This is a genomic window from Kamptonema sp. PCC 6506, assembly GCF_000180455.1.
GTDB classification, from domain to species: Bacteria; Cyanobacteriota; Cyanobacteriia; order Cyanobacteriales; family Microcoleaceae; genus Kamptonema; species Kamptonema formosum.
Genome location: NZ_CACA01000351.1, coordinates 27,262 through 41,012, shown reverse-complemented (window position 1 = coordinate 41,012; position 13,751 = coordinate 27,262). Strand labels below are relative to the sequence as shown.

Here is a 13,751-nt window from a genome sequence, read left to right as displayed (position 1 = left end):
TTTTAGATTTAGAATTTAGAATGATTTTACATCTTAACCCTCAAACTCCATCAAAATATGCTGGATAGCTTACTAAGCCGCTAACATCTGTCAAAGCGCCGGGATAAAGTTCCGCCACCATAAACACCTCATCGGGTAATTCCAAGGAAGGAGTCAAACCAAATTGACTCGCCCTCTGAAACCCAAAAGGCTGATAATATTCGGGTTCACCTACAACCACAACAATACCGTGACCCAACTCGCGACATTTTGATAAACCAAATTCTACTAACTGGCTACCAATGCCTTGTCTTTGGCGTTGTGGGGCGACTGCTAGGGGGGCGAGGGCGAGGGCCCCAAACGTGCGATCGCGCCCTTCAATAGCGAGACTGGTAAACAGAATATGCGCGATCGCTTCCCCATCCTCCCGCGCCACCAGCGACAATTCGGGGATAAAATTGGGGTACTTGCGGATGACCTCGACGAGCTCCGCCTCACCGATCCCGCCGAAAGCCGCTATCAGCAAAGCGCGAATCGCAGGTACATCCTTATCTGTTTCAGCAGCAAAAGATAACATAAGTAGTCCGACAAAAATAAAGCGAATAGGCGGGGCGAATTCTATTCGCCCTGTCCCCTTCCCTTCTTCCCTTCTTCCCCTAGTCCCTAGCCCCTAGCCCCTAGCCCCTTCTTCCCCCCTAGTCCCTAGCCCCTAGCCCCTAGCCCCTTCTTCCACAATGGTGCAAGTTTGTATTACATAACACGGTTTTGACACTAGGGCTTAAAATAGTTTGGACTTAGCGTGAATCCTGTCCAACTAACGATACTAACCTATGCCCCGCCGCCAAGACTTAAAAAAAATACTGCTGATTGGTTCTGGCCCTATCGTCATAGGCCAAGCGTGCGAGTTCGACTATTCGGGCACGCAAGCTTGCAAAGCCTTGCGAGAAGAAGGGTTTCAAGTGGTGCTAGTGAACTCCAATCCTGCGACCATTATGACCGATCCAGAAACCGCCGAACGCACCTACATCGAACCCTTAACCCCAGAAATCCTTGAGAAAATCATCGCTAAAGAACGACCTCAAGCCATTTTACCAACAATGGGCGGTCAAACAGCACTCAATTTAGCAGTTGCCGTTGCTAAAAATGGCGTTTTGGAAAAATACGGCGTTGAATTAATTGGTGCGAAATTGCCAGCAATTGAAATGGCAGAAGATCGGTTGCTATTTAAAGAAGCAATGGCGCGAATTGGCGTTCCCGTTTGTCCTTCGGGAATTGCTTGTAATCTCGATGAAGCCAGGGCGATCGGTCACGAAATCGGCAGTTTCCCCTTAATTATCCGTCCGGCTTTCACAATGGGCGGCACAGGTGGCGGCATTTCTTATAATCAAGAAGAATTTGAAGAAATGGCCCAAGGCGGCATCGATGCTAGCCCCGTTTCGCAAATTTTGATCGAACAATCTTTAATTGGCTGGAAGGAATACGAACTAGAAGTAATGCGAGATTTAGCAGATAATGTAGTCATTATCTGTTCCATCGAAAACCTCGATCCGATGGGCATTCACACCGGAGATTCGATTACCGTCGCCCCGGCCCAAACCCTCACGGACAAAGAATATCAACGCCTTCGCGATGCCTCAATTAAAATTATCCGCGAAATTGGCGTAGAAACTGGCGGGTCTAACATTCAATTTGCTGTTAATCCCGTTAACGGCGAATTTATTGTGATTGAAATGAACCCCCGCGTTAGCCGTTCCTCTGCTTTAGCCTCAAAAGCAACGGGCTTTCCTATTGCTAAAATGGCCGCTAAATTAGCAGTAGGTTACAGTCTAGATGAAATCCCGAACGACATCACCAAGAAAACACCCGCATCCTTTGAACCGACAATTGATTATGTGGTGACAAAAATCCCCCGCTTTGCCTTTGAAAAGTTCCCCGGTTCTGAACCAACATTGACTACACAAATGAAGTCAGTCGGGGAAGTAATGGCAATTGGGCGGACGTTTTGCGAATCTTTCCAAAAGGCATTACGGGGATTAGAAACTGGTCGCGCTGGTTGGGGTTGCGACAAACAAGAAAAGTTACCTTCCCTAGAACAAATTCGCGCCGGATTGCGGACACCAAACCCAGAAAGAATCTTTACCGTCCGCCACGCAATGATGATGGGGATGACAGTAGAAGAAATCTACGAACTTACAGGAATTGACCATTGGTTTCTGGATAAATTTGTGCAGTTACTCGAAACAGAGAAGTTCCTGAAACGCACGCCACTACAGCAGTTGACTAAAGACTTAATGTTTGAAATCAAGCAATTAGGATTTAGCGATCGCCAAATTGCCTACGCCCAAAAAACCACAGAAGATGAAGTCCGAACTTACCGCAAAAAGTTAGGCGTAATTCCGATTTACAAAACAGTTGATACCTGCGCGGCTGAGTTTGAAGCCTTCACTCCTTATTACTATTCTACCTACGAATTAGGCGCGGCAATCTGGGAATTAGGCGACGAACAAAAGCAAATTTCTGCTGCTGCTCAAAGTTTAACTCCAGAGTCAGAAGTTTTGCCTTCTGAGAAGCGAAAGGTGATGATTTTAGGCGGCGGGCCAAACCGGATCGGACAGGGGATTGAGTTTGACTATTGTTGTTGTCATGCTTCCTTTTCTTTGGGTGATGATGGGTTTGAAACCATCATGGTTAACTCCAACCCAGAGACAGTTTCGACGGACTACGATACTAGCGATCGCCTTTATTTTGAACCTTTGACTAAAGAAGATGTTCTCAACATCATCGAAGCCGAAGATCCAGAGGGAGTTATTATTCAGTTTGGCGGACAAACACCGCTAAAACTAGCAGTTCCTCTGCAAAAAGCTCTCACTAACCATCCTTCAGTCAAGACAAAAATTTGGGGGACTTCCCCTGATTCTATCGACACTGCGGAAGACAGAGAACGATTTGAGAAAATTCTGCGGGAGTTGAACATTCAACAGGCGGCTAACGGTATGGCCCGCAGTTTTGAGGATGCTTTAATAGTAGCTCAACGCATTGGCTATCCGGTGGTAGTGCGACCGAGTTATGTATTAGGCGGACGGGCAATGGAAATCGTCTATTCTGATGTAGAATTAGAACGGTATATGATGTTTGCCGTCCATGTCGAACCAGATCACCCGATTTTGATTGACAAGTTTTTAGAGAATGCGATCGAGGTAGATGTAGACGCGATCGCAGATACTTCTGGTAATGTCGTCATTGGCGGGATTATGGAACATATTGAAGAAGCGGGTATTCACTCAGGGGACTCCGCTTGTTCGATTCCTACGCAAACACTTTCACTAGCAGCTTTAGCAACAATTCGCGGTTGGACTGTTGAACTCGCAAAAGCTCTGAAAGTGATCGGATTAATGAATATCCAATTTGCTGTTCAAGGCGAACAAGTTTACATCATCGAAGCTAATCCCCGCGCTTCTCGGACAGTACCCTTTGTATCGAAAGCAATTGGAGTACCGCTAGCCAAAATTGCCTCGCGAGTGATGTCTGGTAAAACTTTGGTAGATTTAGGATTTACTAAAGAAATTATCCCAGTTCACGTTGCAGTAAAAGAGGCGGTTTTACCCTTTGCTAAGTTCCCCGGAACTGATACTCTGTTAGGGCCCGAAATGCGCTCTACAGGCGAAGTAATGGGTATTGACACAGATTTTGGCAAAGCCTTTGCAAAAGCTCAATTAGGCGCAGGACAGGTTTTGCCACTATCGGGAACAGTATTTGTATCGATGCGCGATCGCGATAAAATTGCAGTGGTTCCAGTTGTCAAAGAGTTCTTAGAATTGGGTTTCAATGTAGTAGCAACGGAAGGAACCCGCAAAGTTTTGCGAGAACAGGGTGTAAAGGTAGGTTTAGAGTTGAAACTTCACGAAGGCCGGCCAAATTTGTTGGATTCAATTAAAAATGAGAAAATCCAACTAATTATTACTACTCCTTCCGGTGAAGAATCGCGGGCCGATGGGATTTTCATTCGCCGTACTGCTTTGGCTTATAAAATCCCGATCATTACCACAATTGCTGGTGCAAAAGCGACTGCGGCCGCCATTCGTTCGCTGAAGTCTCACTCGCTAGATGTGAAAGCAATTCAGGATTATTCGTTTTAAGTTGTTAGTGGTTCGTGGTTAGTTGTTAGTTGTTAGTTGTTGTTTGTTCGTTGTTAGCCAAAATATCCCGGCGATTGAAATCGCGGCTACACAAACAAAGTCCGCCTACGCGGACTAATTAGGTTGACAGATTTTTGTAAAAAGTCTAACGAACAACTAATACCAAATCTGGCTTAAATATCTCTTGATTTCTTAGTCCGCGCAGGCGGACTTCGTTTGTGTAGTAGCGGTTTCAACCGCCAATTAATGCCAATTAATCAAGGTGGTAGTAAACCAGGATTTGGTACAACAACTAACCACTAACAACGAACAACTAACTATTCCTGATGAGAATCTAAAAGACCGCTGGATAGCATGAGTCTTGGCCAAATTAATAGGAAAAATCCCATCCATATTAATAGAGGTATAGAGACAATAACTGTTATCCAGACGGTTTTGAACACAAACCAACTCCCAGAAATTAGAGTAATACCTGTTAACAAAATTGACCAAGGCTGACACCACCAAGGCTTATAGTCCCAAGCACTAACAGACTTTTTTTCTGATTCTTTCATAATTAACCTTAGATTGATTTGCGTACATTTGCGGTAAAAAAATTAGGACTTATGCAAAGAAACCGGGTTTCTCTGAAAAATCAAAGATTCGACTAGATATCTATGAAGAAACCCGGTTTCTGACCTCAACGCGCGTAAGTCCTGAAAATATTAACCACCTCTTAATTGCTCAACAAAATCTCCATGTTCTGTACTCGCTAAACCCTGCTGCAATACAGCCAAAACCTCAGCTAAATTCCCCTCTAACATTGCTGATACTGCTAACCACAAACCAGGAAAAACCTGACTCCTAATTATTCCGGTGGCATCCGGTTCTAAAAGTATATACTCACCTTCATTTAGTTGAAACCAATCAATTCTATTATTATAAATCTTCCAGACCAAATACTCCTGTACTCCATTACGGCGATACATTCTTAACTTATCATGGGAATCATAAGATGCAGTGCTAGCCGATATTTCCACAACTAATTCAGGAGCACCCTCTACATAGCCATCCTCACTAATAGATGAATTGCCACCTGATGCTATTCGTAATAGTGCATCTGGCTGTGGTTCATTCTCCAAATCTAGGCGAGTAGTGGCATTATCACCTAGCCTCACTCCGGGAGTAGCACTACGATAAACCCATAGCCAGCCGATTATATTGCTGTGTGGTTCTGCGTGTGGCTCAAAACGAACTGGCGAACTCATGTAAACTACTCCCTCAATTAATTCAGCTTTTTTTAGTTCTGGCATAGCATGATAACGCCGCTCAAATTCAGGCCGAGTCAAGCGATCGCCATTTTCTAAAGGTGGCACTTCAATTGATGTTTTGCCGGAGTTTTGATTCGTGGGAATCTGTAAAGGTGATGGCATATAAATAACTCCAATTTAAAATCTAATAATCACAAATTATGACCGCAACTCGAACAAAAGCGATCGCTTTCTCCCACACCCGCGCCGCATTGCGGACAAAAACGCTTCCCAGAAACTCCCTGCGTCCCCATCTGCATTGACATATTACCCATCTGCATCTGCATGGGGTTCATCTTCATCGGTGTCATCGGCTTCATGGGTTCCATTGGTTTCATCGGTGTCATCGGCCGCATAGTATTATCATTAGGCCCCGCTTCCATAGTCACCTGCACAAGTGCGATCGCTTCCGCCTCACTCAACTCTGGCATCGCACTTAAAACACTCATCCCATTACCTTGTACCATCACAAATTGCGGCCCTGACTGCGATTCTAGCCGCAAAACTATCCCCGATGCAGTGCTAAATGCCGTTGGCGGTATCACCCACCTACCAGTCTGAAAACTACTGCTTGCTTGTTGCTGTTGGCTGGGGCCGCTACTCGATAAGGTAATGACAGTCTGCATTCCCGGATTTTCAATGTAAAGCTTTTGACCTCTACCCAGGTCGCATAAATAAGCCATGATTTTAAGGTCTGATTGTTTAATTAATATTGTAGGCGATCGCGCATTACCTGCGAAGCCCATTTATGTATATTATCAATTTAGAGAAAAGCGATTAATTACTTCAAATTAGGGTTTGCAGATATCAGTAGTTTATGCTACAAAAACCTGCAAAACCCCAAAAGTGGGATCGCTAGTACAACAGAAAAGTAATTAGGATAAATACCATGCGCTTTGATTCTTACGATCCGGGTGACTTCTATGATGAACTCTTTGCAGCTATTGGACAACCCCGCCCGGAAGCTACTCTTTTAATAGAAAGAATTCACTCTCTAACTGAAGGGGAACTCCAACGGCGACAGCAGGCCGCACAAAATGCCTTAGTGAAGTTGGGAGCAACTTTCAATGTTTATGGTAACAATAAAGGGACAGAGCAAATTTTCCCGTTTGATGTAATTCCCCGCATTGTTTCAGCCTCCGAATGGAGTTCGATAGAACAAGGACTTAAGCAGAGAATTCACGCCCTAAATCTATTTCTAACAGATATTTACGGCGAACAGAAAATTATCAAAGATGGCATCATTCCCGCCGATTTAATCGAGTCGGCTACAGGTTATCTCAAACCTTGCATCGGATTAAAGCCACCAGGCGGAATTTGGTGTCATATTACAGGCACAGATTTAGTGCGCGATAAAGATGGGAAATGGTACGTCCTTGAAGATAATATGCGCTGTCCTTCCGGCATTTCCTACGTTTTGGAAAACCGCCGCGTCATGAAAAGCACTTTTCCCCAAGTGTTCGCCAGATTGGGCATTCAACCTGTTGATGATTATCCCAGTCATTTGTTAGAAACTCTCCTAAATTTAGCACCGTCAAATCTGCAAAATCCTACAGTTGTAGTGCTAACTCCCGGCATTTACAACTCTGCTTATTTTGAGCATTCATTTCTAGCGCAACAGATGGGAGTTGAGTTAGTTGAAGGTCGAGATTTAGTAGTAGCTGACGGTTACGTGCAAATGCGAACTACTAAAGGTTTGCAGCGAGTAGATGTGATTTATCGCCGCATTGATGATGACTTTATTGACCCTCTAACTTTTCGTTCAGATTCGAGGTTGGGAGTGCCGGGATTAATGGAAGTTTATCGTAACGGCCGCGTTGCTCTTGCTAATGCTTTGGGTACGGGAGTTGCAGATGATAAGGTGATCTATGCTTATGTTCCGCAAATAATTAAGTATTACTTGGGAGAGGAACAAATGTTGTCAAATGTCCCAACTTATGTTTGTTGGGAAGAGGAGCAATTAGAATATGTGGTGGCTAATCTCGATAAGCTTGTAGTGAAAGCAGCAAATGAATCTGGCGGCTATGGGATGTTAGTAGGGACGCATTCTACTGCTGAACAAAGGGAAGATTTTGCTCATAGGATTCGGGAAAATCCCCGCAATTATATTGCACAACCGACTCTTTGTTTATCGCGAGTTCCTACTATTATTGGCGAGGATTTTGAAGGGTGTCACGTAGATTTGCGGCCTTATATTCTCTATGGTCAAGATATTTATGTGCATCCAGGTGGCTTAACTCGTGTGGCTTTGAAGCGCGGATCGCTTGTGGTAAACTCTTCTCAGGGTGGTGGGAGTAAGGATACTTGGGTTTTGTGTCAGTAGCTTTTGTCCTAGTTCCCAGTTGCGGCTGGGAACGCAGACGATCGCTCTTACTTTGACCTTTGATATATCCCCAACGGTACAAGTGTTTTAAAATGAGAATTGCTGAGAAGGTAATGTCATTGCTGACAATTCCTATAGCCGAAGGAAGAACGAAAAGGAACAAGACTTATAAAGTAGCTTTTTAGTCATTTGTATTAGGAAGACGACTCCACTCATTCCAAGATCCGTCGTAATTCCGAACCTTCGGATAGCCTAATAAATACTTCAAAACAAACCATGTATACCCCGAACGCCCGCCGATCGCACAATAGGGAAACACTTCTTTCTCAGACTCGATTCCCTTGCTGCTGTAAAGAGCCTGCAACTCGTTAAACGATTTGAAAGTTCCATCCCGATTTAGAGTGAGGATATGTTCGATATGCACCGCACTTGGAATATGTCCAGCACGTTCGGTTTCTTTGGGTGGTTGATTGAAGAACCATTCGCCACTGTACTCTTGAGAGGTACGAACATCTAACAAAACGCGATCCGATCGCCCAATCGATGCCTGAACTTCCTCATATAACACTCGTAAGCTAGCATCAGGTGTTTTTGCCAAATATTTAACTGCTGGAAACGCCGATAATTCTGTTGCCAGTGAACGATTTTCTGACTTCCACTTTTGATATCCACCATTGAGAACTCCCACATTCTCATGTCCAAATACTTTCAACAGCCAGAATAACCAACCACCTGTACCGGGATAGCTACCATAAGCTATTACCGTTGTATCGTTAGTAATGCCCGATCGCGACATCAATTTCTCGAAGGATTTCGCATCTAAATTTATTCTCCCATCTGGAAGAAGTAAGTCTGTAAAAATATTCCAGAACACAGCCCCAGGAATGTGAGCATTTTTATATGGCTCTGGACTCATATCTACTTCGATTATACGAAGATTCGGATCGTTGAGATGATTTGACAACCACTGGGTATCGACTAAAACTTCAGGATGAGCATACTGGGACATGACTTTTCTCCAAGAATCAAATTAAAGATCGAGTTATATTCAAAGTGTGCTTATTCTTCGTCAACGCTGGGTTTTATGATTTGCCACACGCGATGAACTAAACTCGTAGAAGCAGAAAACAATGCGAATCCAATTAGGGGGTGAAGTATTCCTAAAGGCAGGGTAAATTTCAGGTGAATTGTGAGAAATTGCAACCCTAGTAACACTGGCAGACTTACCGCGAGGCTGCGAACTTTAGGAGGAAATGGAATCCAGTATGCCCCTACCAACAGAATTAGTGACAGCCCACTGTACCCTCGTACCAGCCAAACATGGATATTCCACCACTCAGAGTTATAAAAATATGCCAGTCCAACCGTCAGCACTTGAGCAATCAAGCAGATGTTGAATAATACTGCGAAGATGTAAAAAAATATTTGATTCTGGCGTTGAGATGCTTGTAGGCTATCAGAGCTAGAGTTTATAATCATGCCAAAAGTATCCTTTAAAGTGAATTAGTAGAGAATTTGTCTCGACTAAAGTTAAGATAGAATGTGCGATATAACTGTGCCTAGACCTCGATCGGGTACACTTTGCTCTTTTATGGCTGACTTGCAATCTTTATTTCAAATTCTCACTCAAGCGAAAGACGAACAGGAATTACGATCGCGCATTTGTGCAGAAGTGAGCGAGTATTTTACTGCTAAACGTTCGGGATTATTTTTCTTCGACGCGCCAAAGAGGAGAATTCGCGATCGCAATCTTCAAAACCTGATGGAATTGGCGTTATCGACCGAGCACAATCCCGTTTTGCGCTACTTGGTGGAGCGACACACCCCCGTTCACGAAGCTTTGGTGGTATCCCCTAAAGCATGGCAATTGATTTGCCCACGCGCCGATCACTGGCACGTTATGACGGGCCCAATCGTGAACCAAGGACAATTAGTGGGTGCGGTTGGCTTTACTCGCGATCGCAGTATGGGTTCATTCGATACGCAAAATTTGATGGATTTGAGTGCGCTTTGTCTCCACCTTTCAACTTGGGTGGCAAGGGTGCGATCGCCACACCAACTCTTGCACACAAATCGCCTAACATCTCGTGAACTACAAATTGCTGAACTGGTTGCCCAAGGGTTAACGAATGCAGAAATTGGCGAACGACTTTGGATTACCGAAAATTCCGTGAAGCAAGCTTTAAAGCGGATGTTTCGTAAGCTTGAAGTTTCGTCTCGTGCTCAAATGGTTGCTCAACTTTCTACAAATCAAAAATTTTTTCCCCCAGACATTAAAGCTGCTAATTTGTAATTTTTAAGCTCATGTTTGTAGTTGAGAGCGTAGTTAAATATCTATCTATGACAGGACGAATTCTGTTCTCTCTAAAAAATCTGGCTCTTCCGTACTTACGGTGCTAGCAATATTAGGAAATTGTCAAATAACTCGCCACGCGATCGCACCATCATATACTACAATCGTAGTATAGCAGAACACCTGCGTCTGTTTATAAGCGAACTTAACAGATAAACCTACTTAGCGCGATCGCACAGAGCAACCAATGGATAGAATTACCGTAGAATCCAGATTAATATTACTAGCTTTAGTAGGAAGTCAAGCCTATGGGACTTCTACACCACAGTCTGATTTTGACTACAAAGGCGTATTTATCGCTCCCAAAGAATACTACCTGGGATTTAAAACTTTCGAGCAGAAAGATACAGGCTGGGATGTAGAACCAGGAACGGGTTTGTATCCCATGCTCGATACCGTCAAAGACTGTACAATCTACGAACTCAGAAAGTTTTTATCCTTAGTTGGTAACAACAATCCTAACATTTTAGAAACCATTTGGATGGATAGAGAATTTTACGCCTATCTGTCTCCGGCGGGTGAAAAGTTAATTTCTTATCGCTCCGCTTTCTTGTCTCAAAAAGTTAGAACATCTTTTGCTGGCTACGCTTACGCTCAAATCAAACGGGTGGAAAATCATCGAAAATGGTTGCTAAATCCTCCGCCGAGAAAACCTGTCCCTCAAGATTTTGGACTAGATGACGAGAATTATAAGCCATTAAATAAGACAGAAATTAACGCTTTTCTGGAATTTCTGTATATGCTAGTTCGCGACTGCATCGAATTTCTAGAACCGTCAGAAGAATTGAGAAATTTGCTGCTTGAAAAAATTGACTATAAAGGTATCCTCAAACAGCGACCAATTCCAGAGGAATTACTGCCACAAGTTCAACAATATACGAGAGCTACAAATGATTTTATTAGGTTACTGCACATCTCTCAAGCTTATCGTCAGGCTCTCGGTGAATGGGAAGCTTATAAAAAGTGGAATGTGGAAAGAAATGTAGATAGAAAAGCTTTAGAGAGTAAATGTGGTTATGATTCAAAACATACCTCTCATTGCATTCGTTTGTTGCGGATGGGGATAGAAATCCTGAGAGATGGCGAACTGAATGTTAATCGCAAAAAAGTAGGAGATAGCGGATATTTGCTTTCTATCAGAAATGGAGATGTTACTTATGAAGAAGTGAAAGAAATCGCTAGCTCACTTTTTGAAGAAATCAAAACCATCAAATCTTCTCTACCAGAAAATGTGGATAAAGAATTTCTTAACGAAGTTTGCGTTGAGTTGGTAGAAATGGCTGGTTTTAAGTAGAAGGAAGAAGGAAGAAGGAAGAAGGAAGGGGTAACTTACTAATTCTTTATGATTGTTTTTCCTTCTTTCTGGATTTTTATCCTTCATTTAATTGCTTAAAAGAACCTTCAGACTTAACTTGTTTGTGCAAACTAATTTGGTCGCCGACTTGATAGCCTGAATAAAAGCCAGATTCGCTGCTAATTTGAGAACCAGAACGAACTTTAACTTTTACACCCTGTTGTTCTAAATAGTTGGTAATATCTTGCTGATTTTTCTCAAACATCGATCTGACTACAATAGCTGGAGTCGCTGGTGCATCTCCTGAACCAGGAATTCCTGAATTTTCTATTTCTTCTTTTTGGATTAATAGTCTTTGGCTTAACCGCGTCGCACACCCCACTCGAAAAGCATTTAGATAAGCCAATCCCCGACCATTTCCTTTGCGATATTTAGCACGCCGTTCAATGGCTTGAGCTAAGTATTCATAAAGGTATTGACACGCTGCGATATTAGTAGGTGTTCCTACTAAAAACATATAGCCGGTATAACTATTTCGCATTGCTTCGCAGCTATTGGCTTCAGCAATCCCGGAGAGTAATGTCATTTTCCAAGTGACATAACGAGGCGTTGTTTCGACAGAGTTTTGAATGATTTTTTCTTGCTCTGAAGTACCTAAGTCAGCTAAGCTGAGATTGTATTGTGCTAATAGTAGAGAGGCTTTTTCTGCTGCGGCTGTCGCTTCGTTCTCGTTAGAAGAAGTTGCGAGAGACAATAGTTTTTTAATTTTATCAAGCGTATTTTTGTCGGTCATTTTGCTAATGGCTAATGGCTAATTGCTAATGGCTAATGGCTAATTGCTAATGGCTAATGGCTAATTGCTAATGGCTAATGGCTAATTGCTAATGGCTAATTCAGGACTTATACCAAATCCGGGTTAGTCATCCCCTTTATTACCAATAATCCGTCATTGCTTCGCTTCGCTCGCAATGACAATAAAGGGGGTAGTAAAGCCGGATTTGGTATTACACACCCAACCAAAGAAACCGGGGTTTTTGACGAAGATACTTCATTTATACCACAGACGATCTCAAAAACCCGGTTTCTGGAGCCATGAGCAGTTAACAGTTAACAGTTAACAGTTAACAATTAACAATTTATTCATCAATAGACCATCCATCCTTAACGGAATCTTCCTCAATAATTCTTTTCGGACGCATCACTAGAATAACTTTTGCTAAAAGCTTGATATCGGGAGATTCTTCAAACCACTGTAATTCTAAATTGCCGTTGCTATCTGTGAGAAAATAACTATCAGCATCCCACTGCCTTTGAGCGCGGTCGGCGATAATTAATACTTCTTCAGGTTGGCCTTGTAAGGGTGTGGGAAAGCGATCGCTATTTGCCAAAAGAGCGACGGGATCTTCTGCTTTCCTAATCACTTGCCAACCAGGGACGGTTATCCAAGCGCCAGTACCGGAAAATTTGATCAGTTGAAAGGGCCCTGTTTCCTCCGTTAGGGGAACTGCTTGCCAGTCTGTAGTGGCGATCGGCATTTGACCTGCAACAGGTACGATCCGAGGTAAATCTTCCTCTTCTTCGACGCGATACACTGGCAATCGGGGGGCGGTACGCTTCGGAACTACGGTAAAATCAGTGAGTAGTTGTTCGATTTGTTGACGCGCAGTGGGACTTGCTGCTAATTTTAAACCGCGTGCGATCAGGCGCGATCGCTCTTGCAGATCGCTCTTCTCCCTCGCCAATTTCCAACACTGGTAAGCAACTGCGTCTCCCGCAGCATGGGTAAATCCCGCTGGCTGCCGAATGCGCGAAAATTCCTTGACAGCTTTGGCGATTTCGTGCGCGTCGTCAGCATCCAGGTTGTGAGATAGTACCAAGGTAGCAGCAGCAACTCGTTCGTTTTGGGTGAGAATCCGAAACTCGTACAAAACATCGCTACCCTTGCGCCAAAAGTGCGATCGCACTTCCTCAGTGGCATCTGCATTTACTAAACTGGTATAAACTTGAGCGGCAACGCTGACCTGATTTTGCTGCACCGGCTCAAAACCCGTCTGTTCAAAAATCTGATTAGAACTGTAGCCCGCTTTGAGCAATGTCGCGCAAGCCTGTCCCCATTCTACCCAACTGCCCTCCTTGCGGCGGAGCGATCGCACTAAATTTTCCACATCCACAGCATTGCTAGAAGATTGAGGGCCCGAATTCGGTAAGTCTTGAGGTGTTTGAGTCATAATCGAATTACAAATTCAGCGATAAGTAGTTGTTATTGTGCAAACGTACAATCTGAGAAAGCCTCCCTTAATGACTGGGAAACAACAATTCAGAAGTTGCACTCCCTGCTTTAGTTGGCAGGCGATCGCGTCAACCAGACAATCAAGTT

The 13,751-nt window shown here is 43.6% G+C and carries 12 protein-coding genes; 4 read left to right on the top strand and 8 right to left on the bottom strand.

Annotated elements, in window-relative coordinates:
• Positions 1–40: 40 nt before the first annotated feature.
• On the bottom strand, positions 41–556 hold the full coding sequence (locus tag OSCI_RS24775; RefSeq protein WP_007357947.1) for a GNAT family N-acetyltransferase: 516 nt from the start codon (positions 554–556) through the stop codon (positions 41–43).
• A gap of 253 nt (positions 557–809) precedes the next feature.
• Here OSCI_RS24775 and carB point away from each other — a divergent pair, with 253 nt between their 5' ends.
• Positions 810–4,115 (top strand): carbamoyl-phosphate synthase large subunit, encoded by a 3,306-nt coding sequence (carB, locus tag OSCI_RS24770; RefSeq protein WP_007357946.1) that lies wholly within the window; start codon positions 810–812, stop codon positions 4,113–4,115.
• 317 nt (positions 4,116–4,432) lie between these two features.
• Here the strand turns inward: carB and OSCI_RS28840 are convergent, their stop codons facing one another.
• From OSCI_RS28840 to OSCI_RS24760, 3 genes are all read right to left on the bottom strand, one after another.
• Positions 4,433–4,669, bottom strand: coding sequence for a DUF6737 family protein (locus tag OSCI_RS28840; RefSeq protein ID WP_007357945.1), 237 nt, complete (start codon positions 4,667–4,669; stop codon positions 4,433–4,435).
• 150 nt (positions 4,670–4,819) lie between these two features.
• Positions 4,820–5,527: a Uma2 family endonuclease gene (locus tag OSCI_RS24765; RefSeq protein ID WP_007357944.1), complete on the bottom strand. Its 708-nt coding sequence runs from the start codon at positions 5,525–5,527 to the stop codon at positions 4,820–4,822.
• Between the two features lie 29 nt (positions 5,528–5,556).
• Entirely contained in the window at positions 5,557–6,087 is a 531-nt protein-coding gene (locus OSCI_RS24760) for a zinc ribbon domain-containing protein (protein ID WP_007357943.1), read from the bottom strand.
• Between the two features lie 206 nt (positions 6,088–6,293).
• Between OSCI_RS24760 and OSCI_RS24755 the strand changes: the two genes are divergently transcribed.
• A complete protein-coding gene (locus tag OSCI_RS24755) occupies positions 6,294–7,727 on the top strand; it encodes a circularly permuted type 2 ATP-grasp protein (RefSeq protein WP_007357942.1) in 1,434 nt (477 codons plus the stop codon).
• A gap of 181 nt (positions 7,728–7,908) precedes the next feature.
• Here the strand turns inward: OSCI_RS24755 and OSCI_RS24750 are convergent, their stop codons facing one another.
• Together OSCI_RS24750 and OSCI_RS24745 are read right to left on the bottom strand one after the other, a co-directional pair.
• The gene (locus tag OSCI_RS24750; protein ID WP_007357941.1) at positions 7,909–8,736 is read right to left on the bottom strand and encodes a sulfurtransferase; all 828 of its coding nucleotides are present in this window, start codon (positions 8,734–8,736) and stop codon (positions 7,909–7,911) included.
• Between the two features lie 50 nt (positions 8,737–8,786).
• Positions 8,787–9,206: a DUF6220 domain-containing protein gene (locus tag OSCI_RS24745; RefSeq protein WP_007357940.1), complete on the bottom strand. Its 420-nt coding sequence runs from the start codon at positions 9,204–9,206 to the stop codon at positions 8,787–8,789.
• A gap of 112 nt (positions 9,207–9,318) precedes the next feature.
• On the opposite strand from OSCI_RS24745, the gene OSCI_RS24740 reads away from it, so the two are divergent.
• Together OSCI_RS24740 and OSCI_RS24735 are read left to right on the top strand one after the other, a co-directional pair.
• Positions 9,319–10,020 carry a LuxR C-terminal-related transcriptional regulator gene (locus OSCI_RS24740; protein ID WP_007357939.1) on the top strand — a complete coding sequence of 234 codons (702 nt, stop codon included), beginning with the start codon at positions 9,319–9,321 and terminating at the stop codon, positions 10,018–10,020.
• A 247-nt stretch (positions 10,021–10,267) separates the two neighbouring features.
• The gene (locus tag OSCI_RS24735) at positions 10,268–11,374 is read left to right on the top strand and encodes a DNA polymerase beta superfamily protein (protein WP_007357938.1); all 1,107 of its coding nucleotides are present in this window, start codon (positions 10,268–10,270) and stop codon (positions 11,372–11,374) included.
• A 76-nt stretch (positions 11,375–11,450) separates the two neighbouring features.
• Here the strand turns inward: OSCI_RS24735 and OSCI_RS24730 are convergent, their stop codons facing one another.
• A complete protein-coding gene (locus OSCI_RS24730; RefSeq protein ID WP_007357937.1) occupies positions 11,451–12,167 on the bottom strand; it encodes a DUF2786 domain-containing protein in 717 nt (238 codons plus the stop codon).
• Positions 12,168–12,510: 343 nt separating this feature from the next.
• The gene (locus tag OSCI_RS24725; RefSeq protein WP_007357935.1) at positions 12,511–13,602 is read right to left on the bottom strand and encodes a RuBisCO accumulation factor 1; all 1,092 of its coding nucleotides are present in this window, start codon (positions 13,600–13,602) and stop codon (positions 12,511–12,513) included.
• Positions 13,603–13,751 lie beyond the last annotated feature (149 nt).